General features: G+C 68.3%; 14 protein-coding genes and 2 pseudogenes. 5 read left to right on the top strand and 11 right to left on the bottom strand.

Going from position 1 to position 14867, the window contains the following annotated elements:
- Positions 1-357 (bottom strand): annotated as a pseudogene (locus tag C447_RS13985) (hypothetical protein); the annotation flags it as partial.
- Between the two features lie 431 nt (positions 358-788).
- Here C447_RS13985 and C447_RS13980 point away from each other — a divergent pair.
- The 3 genes from C447_RS13980 to C447_RS13970 are packed head-to-tail and all read left to right on the top strand — an operon-like array spanning position 789 to position 3910.
- Positions 789-1295: a cation:proton antiporter regulatory subunit gene (locus C447_RS13980; protein ID WP_007695056.1), complete on the top strand. Its 507-nt coding sequence runs from the start codon at positions 789-791 to the stop codon at positions 1293-1295.
- Positions 1296-2507: a cation:proton antiporter gene (locus C447_RS13975; protein ID WP_007695055.1), complete on the top strand. Its 1212-nt coding sequence runs from the start codon at positions 1296-1298 to the stop codon at positions 2505-2507. It abuts the gene before it with no gap.
- Between the two features lie 59 nt (positions 2508-2566).
- Positions 2567-3910, top strand: a complete 1344-nt coding sequence (locus C447_RS13970; protein WP_007695052.1) for a sodium/calcium exchanger membrane region — start codon at positions 2567-2569, stop codon at positions 3908-3910.
- A 41-nt stretch (positions 3911-3951) separates the two neighbouring features.
- Here the strand turns inward: C447_RS13970 and C447_RS13965 are convergent, their stop codons facing one another.
- From C447_RS13965 to C447_RS13935, 7 genes are all read right to left on the bottom strand, one after another.
- Positions 3952-4914 (bottom strand): sugar phosphate isomerase/epimerase family protein, encoded by a 963-nt coding sequence (locus C447_RS13965; protein ID WP_007695047.1) that lies wholly within the window; start codon positions 4912-4914, stop codon positions 3952-3954.
- A gap of 73 nt (positions 4915-4987) precedes the next feature.
- Positions 4988-6088 (bottom strand): CNNM domain-containing protein, encoded by a 1101-nt coding sequence (locus C447_RS13960; RefSeq protein WP_007695046.1) that lies wholly within the window; start codon positions 6086-6088, stop codon positions 4988-4990.
- A 70-nt stretch (positions 6089-6158) separates the two neighbouring features.
- Positions 6159-7271, bottom strand: coding sequence for a CNNM domain-containing protein (locus tag C447_RS13955; protein ID WP_007695045.1), 1113 nt, complete (start codon positions 7269-7271; stop codon positions 6159-6161).
- An 81-nt stretch (positions 7272-7352) separates the two neighbouring features.
- Entirely contained in the window at positions 7353-8447 is a 1095-nt protein-coding gene (locus C447_RS13950) for a Gfo/Idh/MocA family protein (protein ID WP_007695044.1), read from the bottom strand.
- A gap of 140 nt (positions 8448-8587) precedes the next feature.
- Entirely contained in the window at positions 8588-9043 is a 456-nt protein-coding gene (locus C447_RS13945) for a universal stress protein (protein ID WP_007695042.1), read from the bottom strand.
- Between the two features lie 31 nt (positions 9044-9074).
- On the bottom strand, positions 9075-10127 hold the full coding sequence (locus C447_RS13940) for a dipeptide epimerase (RefSeq protein ID WP_007695040.1): 1053 nt from the start codon (positions 10125-10127) through the stop codon (positions 9075-9077).
- The gene (locus tag C447_RS13935; RefSeq protein WP_029601985.1) at positions 10124-11134 is read right to left on the bottom strand and encodes a DUF1611 domain-containing protein; all 1011 of its coding nucleotides are present in this window, start codon (positions 11132-11134) and stop codon (positions 10124-10126) included. Before C447_RS13935 ends, C447_RS13940 begins: the two co-directional genes overlap by 4 nt.
- A gap of 106 nt (positions 11135-11240) precedes the next feature.
- On the opposite strand from C447_RS13935, the gene C447_RS13930 reads away from it, so the two are divergent.
- Positions 11241-11798: a metal-dependent hydrolase gene (locus tag C447_RS13930; protein ID WP_007695038.1), complete on the top strand. Its 558-nt coding sequence runs from the start codon at positions 11241-11243 to the stop codon at positions 11796-11798.
- Between the two features lie 99 nt (positions 11799-11897).
- On the opposite strand, the gene C447_RS13925 is transcribed toward C447_RS13930, so the two are convergent.
- Positions 11898-12086 (bottom strand): DUF7331 family protein, encoded by a 189-nt coding sequence (locus tag C447_RS13925; RefSeq protein ID WP_007695037.1) that lies wholly within the window; start codon positions 12084-12086, stop codon positions 11898-11900.
- A gap of 175 nt (positions 12087-12261) precedes the next feature.
- Between C447_RS13925 and C447_RS13920 the strand changes: the two genes are divergently transcribed.
- Positions 12262-12966 (top strand): DUF7547 family protein, encoded by a 705-nt coding sequence (locus C447_RS13920; protein WP_007695036.1) that lies wholly within the window; start codon positions 12262-12264, stop codon positions 12964-12966.
- 342 nt (positions 12967-13308) lie between these two features.
- Here C447_RS13920 and C447_RS13915 read toward each other — a convergent pair whose 3' ends face one another.
- On the bottom strand, positions 13309-13662 hold the full coding sequence (locus tag C447_RS13915) for an OB-fold domain-containing protein (protein ID WP_029601822.1): 354 nt from the start codon (positions 13660-13662) through the stop codon (positions 13309-13311).
- 41 nt (positions 13663-13703) lie between these two features.
- Positions 13704-14847, bottom strand: a pseudogene (locus C447_RS13910) (thiolase family protein).
- Positions 14848-14867 lie beyond the last annotated feature (20 nt).

Here is a 14867-nt window from a genome sequence, read left to right as displayed (position 1 = left end):
CCTGTGTATCCCCTGACCGATGAGTTCGACGTCGTGGACCCGGATGTCGTCGTCGCCCGCGATGTGGAGGGCGGGCGTCGCTCCGTCGGCCCGCTGGTCGATGTCGATACCCTCGAACAGCACCCCCTCGCCCCGGTCGACCACCAGGACCTTCTCGTTGAAGTCCTCCGGAACCACGAACCGCGTATCGCCCGTTCCGACGAAGCCGACGTTGGTGTGGCCGAGAACCGCGTTCTTCTCGGTGATCTTGTACTCACCCTCCGGGAACTCGAGCAGGGTGTAGTCGTCGGCCGCCGCGGTGATCTGGTCGTCGCAGGGTTCGTTTCCCGACGGGTCGCACCCCGCGTCCTCGACCATGTTCACGGTCCGATTGAACTGGATNCTGGATCCCCCGACGCGTGAACGCCGCGCTCGCCGACCCCGACAGGAGTCCCGCCGACCCCGCCGCGGCACCCGCGAGTTTCAAGTACGAACGTCGGTTCACCGATAGCTCTCCTGCCATCCCCCGGATCTTCCCCTTGCTGCGTGGCATTGTCGGAACCCGCTATCGCCATTGTAAAAACTATTGCCATACGTGTATCTTTTAGTACGTTTAGCGGTAGTCGGAGGGGGACAGCCATCGAGAGCCGCGCCGAACGACCTTCCGCGCTCGGAAGCGGACGACGGCCAGGGATCGGGATCCGGCAGGACGGTGATCCACGAGGGTGGTGTGGCCGTCGACGAACGGAGCGCTTCGAGGAACGATTCGCGACCCGGGAGGTTTTGTCGCCCCCGGACCGACGTTTACCATGACCGTCTACGAGGCCGACCTCCCGGGCGTCGGCAAGAAGTTCGAGGTCGAACTCGACGACGAACGGCGGCTGGTGATCGTCATCCACAACACGGGCCGGCGCGAGCTGTTCGTCCGGGAATCACCCGACGCGGACGCCGAGAAGCTCTTCGAGGTGTCGGACCGGCTCGCCCGCCAGGTCGGCACCATCCTCGAAGGGGCGTACTTCCAGCCGATCCGCACCGAGACGATCGACACGGTGCTCTCGGACGACACCCTCATCGAGTGGGCGCAGGTCCAGCCGGGGTCGTCGCTCGTCGGCGGCACCCTCGCCGAGACGCGCCTCCGGCAGGAGCTCGGCGTCTCCGTGGTCGCCGTCCAGCGCGGCGAGGAGACCATCACGAACCCGGGACCCGAGACCCGGATCGAGCCGGACGACACCCTCGTCGTGCTCGGGTCACAGACGGCCTGTCGTCGCCTCGACGACCTCGTCGCCGGGGACACGGACGACGAAGACGGGCGCTGAATGGCGGGAACGCTGCTGCTCGAACTCGGCGTGATGTTCGCCGCCATCGCGCTCGGCGGCGCGCTCGCGCGGGCGCTCGACCAGTCGGTGATCCCCTTCTACGTCCTCGCGGGGCTCGCGGTCAACCCCTACACCCTCGGGGCGGTCGGGCTCCCCTCGCTCGGCGACAACGAGGTGATCACCGTCGCGGGCGAGCTCGGGATCGTCTTCCTCCTGTTCTTCCTCGGCCTCGAGTTCTCGATCGACCAGCTCCTCGAGAGCGGCGACCGGATGGTGAAGGCGGGGCTGGTCGACCTCGGGGTCAACTTCCCGGTCGGGGTCGGCATCGGGCTCGTGCTCGGCTGGACACCCCTCGAAGCGGTGGTGCTCGGCGGGGTCGTCTACATCTCCTCCAGCGCCGTGATCACGAAGTCGCTCATCGACCTCGGCTGGATCGCGAACGCCGAGAGCGGGCCCATCCTCGGCACGCTTGTCTTCGAGGACCTCGTGATCGCGGTCTACCTCGCGGCGCTCGCGGCCGCCCTGACCGGCGGCGGCGACCTCGCGACGGCCGCGACCGGGATCGCCGTCGTCGCGGGGTTCCTCCTCGCGCTGGTCGCGCTGGTCGCCTTCGGCGAAGCGCTCTTCGAGCGGTATCTCGGCGTTCGCTCGGACGAGCAGTTCGTGCTCCGGACGGTCGCGGTCACCGTCCTGATCGCCGGCGGCGCGCTCGCGGTCGGCGCGAGCGAGGCGGTCGCGGCCTTCTTCGTCGGGATGGGGTTCAGCTCGACCGACCACGTCGAGCGCATCGAGGAGCGGCTGATCCCGCTCCGGGACGTCTTCGCGGCCGTCTTCTTCTTCTGGATCGGACTGACCACCGACCCGCGAGCGGTGGTCGGCGTCGTCGGCGTGCTCGCCGTCGCGGTCGTCCTCACGACGCCGACGAAGTTCCTCTCGGGCTACCTCGGCGGTCGGCTCTACGGTCTCGACACGCGCCGCTCGGTCCGGGTCGGCTGCGGGCTGGTGACCCGCGGCGAGTTCTCGCTGATCATCGCGGCGCTCGTCGCCTCGCAGTCGGGCAGCCCCGTGCTGAGCGAGACGATCCCGGCGTTCGCCGTCGGCTACGTCCTCGTCATGAGCGTGCTCGGGACGACGCTGATGGCGGCGGCCGACACCGTCGAGGCCGGGCTCCGAACCACCGCCCACACGCTCACCGGCGGGGACCGGACCTGACCGGTCCCGGTTCGCCCCGATAACAGCACACAAATACCTGGATCACGACTCCCGAGCCAATGCTCGAACGGTTTCGTCACCCTCTCGTCGCCGTCGCCGGTGCGCTGTTGCTCACGGTTCCCTGGATCGTGACGTTCTTCTCCTACGGTGGCTACGGAACCGTTCACCCCGGCGAGAACATCCTGCCGGTCCTCGCGGTGACCGTCGGCGGACTCGGGATCCTCGGGGCGGCGTTCCTGCTGGCGTGGGCGGCCGAGACCGCCGAGAAGGACGTCCCACAGGCGTTCGCCATCGCGGTGCTCGCGGTGCTCGCGGTCGCCCCCGAGTACGCCGTCGACGCGCTCTACGCCTGGCAAGCGGGGGCTGGGTCGGCCCAGGCGGCCAACCTCGCGGTGGCGAACATGACCGGCGCGAACCGGATCCTGATCGGTCTCGGCTGGTCGGGGATCGCGCTGTTCAGTATCTATCGAACGGGCCGCGGCGACGACTCCGCAGTGGAAGAGCGCTCCGGCTTCCTCGCCAACGTCGTCAACCTCGATCGCGAGATCGCCCTCGAGATCGTCCTCTTGCTCGTCGCGACCCTCTTCGCCTTCCTCATCCCGCTGAGTGGCGGTATCGGCCCGGTCGACACCCTCTTTCTCGTCGGGCTCTACCTGTTCTACCTCCTCGTCATCATCCGCGGCGACGTCGAGGAGCCGGAGGAGAACGTCGGCGTCCCGGCGTACTTCCAGTCCTACCCGAAGATGGCTCGTATCGGGGTCGTCCTGGTTGGGTTCGCCTTCTCGGGTGCGATAATCTTCACCGCGGTGCACCCGTTCGCGGAGGGACTCGAACAGGTTGGCCTCCAGTACGGGGTCCCCGAGTTCTTCATGATCCAGTGGGTGGCTCCGCTCGCGAGCGAGAGCCCCGAACTCGTCGTGGTGGCCTACCTCGTGAACAAGGCCCGCTCGACCGCCGGCTTCAACGCGCTGATCTCCTCGAAACTCAACCAGTGGACGCTCCTGATCGGGACGCTCGCCGTGGTCTACTCGATCTCCGCGGGCGCGATCGGAACGTTGCCGTTCGACTCGAAGCAGGCCGCCGAGATCTGGATCACGGCCGCTCAGAGCCTCTTCGCCATCGCCATCCTCACGAACCTCGAGATCAGCGTGCGCGAGGCGGTCGCACTGCTTGTACTGTTCATTTCACAGGTCGTCGCCGAGTTCTACGTCATCCGAACGATCGCCGAGCCGGCCGCGACCCAGATCAGCATCCAGATCCTCTACGTCTACACGGCCGTCTACGTCGTGCTCGGCCTCGCGCTGTTCGCCAAGCGGCGCGAGAGCTTGCGGGACCTCCTCGGCCACACTGCCACGAACACCCGTGACGCGTTCACCTCGGATCAGCCGGACAGCGCTGACTGACGGCTCACACGTGGAAGATACAGGAAAACGGTAGTACGGTTCTACTCAGCCCAGTAGGCGTCGCCGGGCGTGGTCTCGAAGACCGCCCGCGAGAGCATGTCGACCGCCTTCTCCAGTCCCTCGCGCGAACTCGTCAGCGAGTCCTCGTGTTCGATCGAGAGCGCGCCGTCGTAGCCCACCATCCGCAGGGTCGAGACGACGTCCTTCCAGTGGGACTCGCCGTGGCCGTAGCCGACGCTTCTGAAGAGCCACGAGCGGTCGGCCTCCTCGGTGTACGGGGTGGTGTCGAGCACGCCCTTCACCTTCGATTTGGGTTCGTAGACTTTGGTGTCCTTCGCGTGGACGTGGTGGATCGCGTCGCCGAGATACCGGATCGCCTCGGCGATGTCGATACCCTGCCAGTAGAGGTGTGAGGGGTCGAAGTTCGCGCCGATCCGGTCGCCGGCCGCTTCGTGGAGCCGCCGCATCCCCGAGGGTTCGTAGACCAGCATGTTCGGGTGCATCTCGATGCCGACGTTCACGCCGTGGTCGTCGGCGACGTCGGCGATCTCGCTCCAGTACTCCTCGGCGACCTCCCACTGGTAGTCGTGGGCCTCCTTGTGTTCGGTGGGCCACGGCGCGGTGATCCAGTTCGGGACCTCGTCGTTCGGGCTGCCGCCCGGCAGCCCCGAGAAGGTGGTGACGGTGTCGACGCCGAGCTGGTCGGCGAGTTCGATCGCCTCGCGGAGCTCGGTGTCGGCTTCCGCGGCGTGGTCGTCGACCGGGTGGATCGGGTTGTTGTGGGTCGCGAGCGCGCTGACCTCCAGCCCGTGCTCGTCGAGGAGCGCGTGGAGGTCCGCCTGTGCGTCGTCGTCGTCGAGGTACTCCTCGCGCGGGAGGTGGTCGTCGCCGGGACTGCCGCCACAGCCGAGTTCGACCCGCTCGACGCCGAGGTCCGCGAGGTACGAGCAGGTCTCGTCGAGCGACTGGCCGCCGAACGGAACGGTGAGGACGCCGATCTGCATACAGGGGACCTCTCCGGGCGGACGAATAAAGCTTCAGGTCCCACACCGGTGTCCGGGGCTCACCGCCGCCGGCTCACGTGGGCGACCCCTGGCCGCGACGGCGGTCGCGCCGTACCGCCTCGTCGAAGGGGTCGTCGAGTTCGCCCATGACTTCCTCGAAGGCGTCGGTGGCGGTGAACAGCCCGACGACCTCGCCGTCCTCCTCGACCAGCGCGAGTTCCTGATTCTCCGCCTGGAACCGGTCGATCGCGTCGCTGACCTCCTCGTCGGCCGGCAGCGTCATCGGCGGGGCGGCGAGGTCCTCGATGGAGACCGCACCGTTCGCGAGGTCGTCGTACCGGCTCGCGATCGTCGGGAGGTAGACGACCCCGACGAACTCATCGAGGCCCTCGCCGACCACCGGATACCGCGAGTGGGAGTGTTCTTCGAGGATCGCGAGGTTCTCGGCGGGCGTGTTCGCCGTCGAGAACGCGACGACCTCCTCGCGGGGCACCATGACCCCCCGGATCGACATATCGCCCGCGACCAGCGCGTTCAGCACCTCCTCACGTCGCTCGCCGGCGAGGTCGCTCTCGTCGAGCACCGATTCGATGTGTCTGTGGAGGTCCGCCCGACCCTCGACGTCCTCGTCGTCGTCGGATTCGAGCCACGCACCGGTCATCTCCACGCCGAACAGCCCAAGCGTCCACTTGGCGAAGACGTCGCCGATCCGGAGCAGCGGCCAGATGAGCTTGGTGAACCAGTACAGCGGGGTGGCACCGTATCGGGACACCTGTTTCGCGCGCTCGACCCCGAGATACGTCGGGGCCTGCTCGCCGTGCGTGAGGTGCAACAGGTTGATGATCAGCCACGCGACGATCGCCCCCGCACCGAGCGAGGCGAGCACGGTGCCGCCGAACACCGGCTCGAACAGCGCCGCGAGCGCGGGTTCGGCCACGATCCCGACCGCGATGCTGGACGCCGTGATCCCGATCTGACAGCCCGTGAGGTAGATCTCGAGGTTCTGGGTCATCTCCCACGCCCGTTCGAGACCACGGTTCCCCGGCTCGACGAACTCCTCTTTCGCGTACTGCTGGGCTCGGGTCAGCGCGAACTCGATCGTGACGAAGAAGCCGTTCGTGAGGATCAACCCGACCCCGACCAGCAGCCGGACGCCGATCTCGACCGCGTTCATCGCCGGCCCTCCATTGCGGCCGTCGTGTGGACGCCTCGAACCCGCCGAACGTCCTGGCTACACGGCCGATTCATGCCGGGTCCCCCGACGAGTCGGGACCACGACCGCTCGTCGGTCGTCGGTCCGGTTGGTAGTCGTCGATCGGGTCGTCGAGGTCGCCCATGACCTCCTCGAAGGCGTCGGTGACGGTGAGCAGCCCGACGAGCTCGCCGTCCGCCTCGACCAGCGCGAGTTCCTGATTCTCCGCCTGGAATCGGTCGATCGCGTCGCTGACCTCCTCGTCGACCGGTAGCGTCATCGGCGCGGTCGCCAGCGCCTCGATGTCGACCTCGCCGTTCCGGAACGCCTCGAATCGGTTCGTGACCGCCGCGAGGTAGACCACCCCCAGATACTCCTCGTCGGGTCCGAACAGCGGGAATCGGAGGTAGGGGTTCTCCTCGACGACCGCGAGGTTCTCGGCGGGCGTGTTCTCGGTCGAGAGCCCGGCGACCGCCTCGCGGGGCACCATGACGTCCGCTACGGGTATCTCCCCGACCGCGAGCGCGTTCATCACCTCCTCACGGCGTTCCTCGGGGAGCTCGCTCTCGTCAAGCACCGACCCCAGGCGTCGATGGAGGTCCGCACGCCCCTCGATCACGTCGGCCTCGGCTTCGAGCCACGCACCGGTCATCTCCACGCCGAACAGCCCCAGCGTCCACTTCGCGACCGCGTCACCGAGGTTGAGGATCGGCCGGATAACCCGCGTGAACCAGTACAGCGGGGTCGCGCCGTACCGACACACCTGCTTCGAGCGCTCGACCCCGAGATACGTCGGCGTCTGCTCGCCGTAGACCACGTGGACGAGATTGACAACGAGGAAGGCGAGCAACGCGCCCGCGCCGAGCGAGGCGAGCAGGGTGCCGCCGAAGACGGGTTCGAGGATCGCCGCGAGCGCGGGTTCGGCCACGATCCCGAGCGAGATGCTCGCGGCGGTGATCCCGACCTGACAGCCCGTGAGGTAGATCTCGAGCTCCTCGGTCATCGCCCACGCCCGTTCGAGCCCGGTGTCGCCGGGTTCGACGAACTCCGACTCGGAGTACTGCCGCGCACGCGTGAGACCGAACTCGATCGCGACGAAGAAGCCGTTCGCGAGGATCAACGCCCCCCCGCCGACCAGTCTGAGCGCTATCTCTACCGAGTTCATCTTGTTGGGAAGGCTACCATCGTGGGGCGGAAAACCGTTGGGTATCGCCGCGCTCGTTCGGTCCGACGGACGGGACCGGCGTCAGTCGAGCTCGACGGCGGCGTCGTGGCTCGTGCCGTCGAGCCGGATCGCCCGGCCGTTCTCCGAGGAGCGATAGATCGCGTCGATGACGCGCTGGACCACCATCCCCTGTTCGAGCGTGTTCATCTCGGGCGGGGTCCCGCTCTCGACGGCCTCCAGGAACGCCGCCTGTTCGGCCGCCATCGAGTCGTTCGTCCGGGTGGTGATGTCGGTGTCCGCGAGGTGGTCGGTCCCCTTCTTCCCGCTCTCGTAGATCCTGAGCGAGTCCTCGCTCCGGTCGAAGCACGCCCCGGCGTCGCTGCCACGGAGCATGAACTCGTGGTTCGTGGGGCGGTTGGTGGCCCACGCGGCTTCGAGCGAGACGGTCGCGCCGTTCGCACACCGGATGAACGCGGTCACGGAGTCGTCGACGTCGAACTCGCCCGGGCCGAGGTCCTCGCCGAACATGTCGATGTAGGCGTAGTCCTCGCGCGACCCGAACGAGGAGCGCGTGGTGGCCGAGACCTCCACCACCTCGGGGAAATCCAGGAAGTAGAGCGCGAGGTCGATGGCGTGGACGCCGATGTCGATCAGCGACCCACCACCCGAGGAGGCCTGGCTCGTGAACCACGACCCCCGACCCGGGATCCCCCGCCGGCGGATGTAGTTGGCCTCGACGTGGTGGGCGGTGCCGAACCGGCCGTCGCGCTGGAAACCCTTCAGCACCTCGACGGAGTTCGCGAAGCGGTTCTCGAAGCCCGTCATCACGAACGCCTCGCTGTCGGCGGCGGCCTCGGCGATCGCCTCCGCGCTCTCGATGGTGTGGGCGAGCGGCTTTTCGAGCAACACGTCGGTGTTCGACTCCAGCGCCATCGTGGCGTACTCCTCGTGGTATCGGTTCGGCGTGCCGACCACGACCCCCTCGGCCTCGGCGAACAGTTCGTCGGGCTCCTCGTAGGCGCTCGTGGCGTAGGCGTCGGCGAAGGCGGTGCGGGCGTCGGGGTTGATGTCGACCCCGCCGACGATATCGGCCCCGTGGTCGACGAGTCTATCGGCGTGAAAACGACCGATGTTCCCGAGACCGATGATCCCTATCTTCGGGGACGTGGAGGACATAGCACTCCTATCCACACCGTGACCGTAAGAATACCGTTCTGATACCGGATCGGAGCGACTGAAAAGCCTATCGAGCGAACAGGAACGCCGTCAGACCGCCGATCCTCACGTTCGATGACCGCGGTCGCGAACCGACCGCGCTACTCGGTGTCGGCCCGGACGAACGTCACCGGACACGGGGCCGAGAGCATCACCTTCTGGGCCGTCGAGCCGAACACCGCCTTGCCGGTCGGCGAGCGCTGTCGCCCACCGACGACCACGAGGTCGGCGTCGGCCTCCTCGGCGAGCCCGATGATGCTGTCGCCGTGGTTGCCGACCGCCCCGCCGACGGAGTAGTCGATGCCCGCGGCGTCGAGCCGGTCGGCGAGGTCGCGGATCGTGGCGTGGCGCGCCGCGACCCGGTTCGGGGTCACCTCGCCGCCGGCGTCGAACCCCAGACTCTCGACGGTGTTCGCGTACTCGTCCTCGGTGAAGACGTGCCCGAGCACGACCGATGCGCCCGACGACCCCACGATGTCGATCGTGGTCCCGGCGAGTTCGTCGATACGTTCGGCGTCGCCCGGTCCGACCGCCAGCACGACGGTTTCGAGTGCCATACCCAACGATACCCACTACCCTTATATAATACTACGGACCGCGATCGGTCGAGAGACGCGCGCCCGTCCCCGCACGGTCGAGGCTCGCGAGGTCGATCCCGCCCGCGGATATCGGGACACCGTCGTAGGGATCGTTCGCGAGCAACAGCGAGCCGTCGAGGTCGGCGTACTCGACCTCGGGGACGAGGTGGTGGGCCCCGGCGATCGCGGCGTTGGATTCGACCATACAGCCGAGCATGACGTCGAGGCCGTTCGCGTGCGCCGTGTGGATCATCCGGCGCGCCGTCCGCAGCCCGCCACACTTCATGAGTTTGATGTTGGCGATGTCGGCCCGCCCGACGAGTTCGGGCACGTCCGCGAGCGTCACACAGGACTCGTCGGCGGCGATCGGGAGGGCGGCGCGCTCGTGGACGTATTCGAGCCCCGACGGGTTCTCGGCGGGGACGGGCTGTTCGACGAACTCCACCCCGAACTCCCGACAGGTCTCGATCTTCCGGACCGCTTCGTGCGGGGTCCAGGCCTCGTTGGCATCGACGCGGATCCGCGCGTCGGGGGCGGCCTCGCGCACCGTCTCGACGACCGCGCGGTCGCGGTCGGTACCGAGTTTGACCTTCAGAACCGGGTAGCCCGCTTCGACGGCGCTCCGCGTCTTCTCCGCGATCCGCTCCAACGTGTCGAGGCCGACCGTGAACGAGGTCGGCACGGTTCCCGCGGGATCGAGGCCCCAGTAGCGATACAGCGGGAGGTCGAGGCGTTTCGCGACGAGGTCGTGGAGCGCTATCGACACCGCACACCGTGCGGCGGGGTTCCGGGTGACGACTTCGCGGAGCCGGCGCTCGACGCGCGCGAGGGCGTGGGGGTCGTCGACCTCCTCGACGACCGCGAGCAGCTCCGGCAGCACGGTCTCGACCGTGTCGGCGGTCTCGCCGTAGTGTCGTGAGGGGGCGGCCCCGCCGATGCCGGTGTGCTCGCCGTCCGAGACCCGAACGACCACGTTCTCGGCGACCTCCTGGGTGCCGCGCGCGATGGTGAACGCGTTCGCGAGGTCGAGCGAGCGCCGCTCGAACCCTGTTTCGAGGCTCACAGCACCGCCTCCAGCACCCCCTCCGGGCCGAACCGGAGGAGGTCGGTTGCTGGGACGTCGAGGGCTTCGGTGTAGGCTCCGACGGCGCTCCGGGCCCCCTCGTCGGTTTCGAGGCTCCGGGTGTTGAGCGCGCCCGCGACGACCTCGGTCTCGTGGACGGGTTCGGCGAACGACTCGTAGCGTTCGACGTAGGTCGGCAACGGCGGGATCTCGATGTGCTCGTAGCCGTGGATCGTCTCGCGGCCCGCCTCGTGACAGAGCACGAGCTCGTCGGGCATCGCGCCGTGGAGGATCCCGCAGGTCACCGCGGAGTAGGCCGGGTGGACGATCGAGGCCTGTCCCTCGACGAAGAGGTAGTCGTGGTCGCCGCGTTCGAGCACCATCTCCTCGACCGCGCCCGCGGTGAAGTCGCTCACCACGCGGTCGATCGGGTTCCCCCAGCCCTCGATCATGATCCCGGTCTGTCCCGTCGGGACGAACGCCGCGTCCTCGCCGCGCTCGCGGGCGGCTTCGTAGAGTTCGCGCGCGACCGTCATCTTCCCCACCGAGCAGTCGGTGCCCACGGTGAGGATCACCTCGGCGTCGACCTCGCCCGCGCGCCCCTCGCTCACGCCGAGGTCGTCGGGCGGGTTCCGGACGTCCGTGAGCTCACAGCCGTGTTCGTCGGCGAGCTCCCGGAACTCCTCGTCGTCGTTGAGGAAGGAGTGAAGGCCCGCGGTGACGTCACAGCCGCGTTCGAGCGCCGTCCTGACGTCCGCACGCCAGGAGTCCTCGAAGCCGCCGCCGATCGGCGCGATCCCAATGATCAGTTCGTCGCAGGCCTCGACCTCGTCCATCCCCGAAACGATCGGCGCGTTCTGGACGTCGGGCAGGAAGTCGTGGACCGACCGGCCGGCGTTCGCGCGGTCGAGCACCGCGACTACGTCGTCGTCGGCGTAGCGGAGGATGCTGACGGCGGTCTTCGCGCGGTGGGGGAACTTCTCGTGGGCGAGCAGGACGGTGGCCATACTCGACGCGAGGCGAACCGGAACCATAAATCGCGACCATTCGCGGGCCGGTCCCGCCCGCCGTCGGTTCGAAGCCCGTAAGTCCGCCAGTCGAGTAGCCGACCCAATGTGGCCGTGGGGACACCTCGCCGTCGGCTATCTCGTCTACACCGGTCTCGCACGCCGGCGGACCGACCGACCGCCGACCGGCGAGGCCGCGCTCGCCGCCGTCTTCGGCACCCAGTTTCCGGACCTGGTGGACAAACCGCTCGCGTGGTCGTTCGGCGTCCTCCCGAGCGGGCGGTCGCTGGCCCACTCCTCGCTCACCGCGCTCGTGGTCTGTGGGCTCGTCTGGCTGGTCGCGCGTCGTCGGGACCGAAGCCGGCTGGCGGTCGCGTTCGCCGTCGGCTACGCGACCCACCTCGCGACCGACGCGATCGCCCCGTTGCTCGCCGGCGACCTCCGGGACCTGGCCTACCTCGGCTGGCCGCTGCTCCCGCTCCCGACCCCCGAACCGGGGATCGGCTTCCTCGAACGGTTCGCCACGATGGAGCTCACGGCGTACGCGTGGTTCCAGTTCGCGCTCGTCGTCCTCGCGCTCGCGGTCTGGGTTCGCGACGGGCGACCCGGGCTCGGAACCCTCCGAAAGTGGCTCGGGTCCTGGCGGCGGGCCGTCGAGTCGTGATCTCGGGAGGTCGATTCTTCTGCCGGTCGTGACACACGGGTAGCGACCGCTCGGGTTCTCGGGTGGACGGCACGGAAAGAGCGGCGAGGAAACCGTCGGTTATCGAGCGTCGGTGACGGTGACCGCGCCGCTCGATCGGAGCCACGCGGTGTGTTCGCGCTCGTCGTAGAGGACGACCGCGTCGTCCTCGCGTTCGAAGGCGACGATGCGTTCGGTGAGCGCGGGCGGGTCGGCGGTCGAGTCGGTCGAATCGGTGCTACCGGCCGATTCGTGTGGTGTGGTGCTCATCTCGTTTTCGGGCGGGCAGCGATGGGTTCCATGTCGATACCGTCACGAGAACCCACACTGTGATAAATGTTATCAGTGTACGTTCGTGTGGATCCTTCGGACCGAGTGCTCGCGCCTCGCCGCCGAATCGACCGTCGCGCCCCGGTCTTTTTGCCGTGCGACGCCAACGGGACGTATGACCGACGCCGACCGCGACCGCGAGATGGAACGCCTCGCCGGGGATCTCTCGACGACGCTCGCCGACCTCCGCGACGAACTCGACCGCGCGTCCGAGCCGCCGCGCGGCCCGCTCGGCCTCCCGCGACCGCCGACGCCGGGCGAGGTCCTTCGGTTCACCGACGAACTCGCGATACCCGCCGTGATAGCGATCCTCGAGGCCAACATCCGCGCGCTCGAAGCGTTCCAGGGCGCGCTCCGGCTCGCGCGCGCCGGCGACGAGGTCCGGGGCCGGAGCCACGAGGCGCGCGCACGCACCGAAACCCTCAGTCGCGGCGCGCTCGACAGCCTCGACGACACGCTCGTCGACCTCCAGGGCGCGCTCGAAGGTCGCCCCGAGAACCCCGAGGCCAGAACCCTCCTCGACGACGCCCGCGCGCTCCGCGCCGAGATCGACGACCGCCTCCGCGAGACCGAGCACCGGTCGGGGTCGGGCCGTGGGTCGCCCGCCCGCGATAGTCGAGATGGACGGGACGACACGGACCGCGACCCGTGGGCTGCCGAGGACGACCCCGACCCGGATGATGACGAGAGCGTCACTATCGACGTGGACGCCGAACTGGATTCGATCCACGACGCGATCGACGAGGAAAACGGCGAAAACAAGGGGAACGACAAGAGCGAGGGGTACGACGGAACCGACGGAAACGACGAGGACCAGTAGACAAAGAGAACCAATTAGCTATCCCCGTTTTCGGTCGAGGGTGGATGTTCCCCGTTCGAAGGGGTACCGAACTCTCACCCGACACAACTGAGAACCGCAAACCGCACCGGCCACACACCTCCCCAGCCGATTCACTCCGCTCGGGCTTCGCCCTCGCATCGTTCATCCACTGGTAGAGCTTCGCTCTGCCAAGCCTGCACTCGCGTTGCTCGTGCAGACCTCGCACAGTGTCCGCGCTCGGTGCTCACTTCGTTCGCACACGACCGCGAGCGCGCGCCACCGCATTCCAACCGCTCCCGCACCGCCGGACGGTTCACCTCCCGATCCGGCCGTCGCGGGGGTTCAGACGGGTTCGAACCGGTAGCCGTCCCAGTCCTGGCTGTCCGGTTCGCGGATCCCGGCCTCGGGGTCGCGGAGGTCCGTAGCGTAGACTGGTGTCACCTCGTCACCGATCTCGACGTCGTCGGTCGTGAGCTGGCCGAGCGCGCGCACCGACTCCCCGTCGACGTCGAACTCGACGATCGCGAGGTGGTTCGGCCCCGAGACGCCGGGCGGCGGCGCGGTGCTGGTGGTCCAGGTCACGACTCGGGCGGTGTGCTCGCTCAGGTCGACGGTTTCGACGGGCTCGCTGCCGTCCGGGCCGATCGGGTGCGGGGGGTACGTCAGCGAGCCGTCGGCGTACCGCGCGGCCGCCATCGTGTGTGCCGAATCCGTCTCGGGGGCGTCGTCGCGCTCGCTCATGCGCCCGCCTCCATGATCGTGGTGATGACACAGTTGCCGAACCCTGTCTCTTATACACATCTNCACCTGCCGCGGCCCCGCGTCGCCGAGGACCTGCTTGTAGATCTCATACCCTTGTGCCACCCCGCTCGCGCCGAGCGGGTGGCCCTTCGACTTCAGCCCGCCGGAGGTGTTGACCGGGAGGTCGCCGTCTCGTTCGGTCGTCCCCGCCTCGATCGCTTTCCAGGCCTCGCCCTGGTCGGCGAAATCCAGCCCCTCCATCTGGAGGAATTCGAGGATCGTGAACATGTCGTGGAGCTCGGCGACGTCGACGTCGTCGGGTCCGTGACCGCTCATCTCGTAGGCCGTCGCGCCGGATTCGACGACGCCCCCCATCGTGGTGGGGTCGGCGCGCTCGTGGACCACGTGGGTGTCCGTCGCGCCGCCGATGCCCGATATCACGGCGTAGTCGTCGGTGTACTCCCGCGCGACCGACTCGGGGCAGAACAGCAGCGCCGCGCTTCCGTCGGTGATGGGACAGAAGTCGTAGAGCCGGAGCGGGTCGGCGACCATCGGGCTCTCCAGCACCGTCTCCAGGTCGACCTCCTTCCGGAACTGGGCGTGCGGGTTGTCGACGCCGTTCCTGTGATTCTTCACCGCGACCTTCCCGAGGCTCTCGCGCGGCGCGTCGTAGGTGTCGAGGTAGAGCCGCGCGGTGAGACCCGCGAAACTCGGGAGGGTGACGCCGTGTTTGTACTCGACGGGATGGGTGATCGAGGCGATGACGTCCGTCGCTTCCGGCGTCGTGCGATGGGTCATCTTCTCGCCGCCGACGAGGAGGGTCATGTCGCTCGCGCCCGCGGCCACCGACTGCCAGGCGGCGTAGATACCCGCCCCACCTGAAGAGGACGTCTGGTCGACCCGCTGGGTGTAGGCCGGCAGACAGTTCAGGTCGTGGGCCAGCGCGTTCGGTACTCCGGTTTGCCCCTCGAACTCCCCCGAGGCCATGTTCGAGACGTAGCAGTGCTCGACGGCGTCGGGTGAGACGCCGGTGTCGTCGAGGCAGGCCGCCCCCGCCTCGGCGAGCAGGTCACGGACCCACGCGTCACGCTGGCCGAACTGAGTCATCGACGCCCCGATGACCGCGACGGTCGTGCTCATGGCCCACCACCACACCCGGC

Source organism: Halococcus hamelinensis 100A6 (genome assembly GCF_000336675.1).
GTDB lineage: Archaea > Halobacteriota > Halobacteria > Halobacteriales > Halococcaceae > Halococcus > Halococcus hamelinensis.
This window is presented reverse-complemented; position numbering and strand designations above follow the sequence as displayed.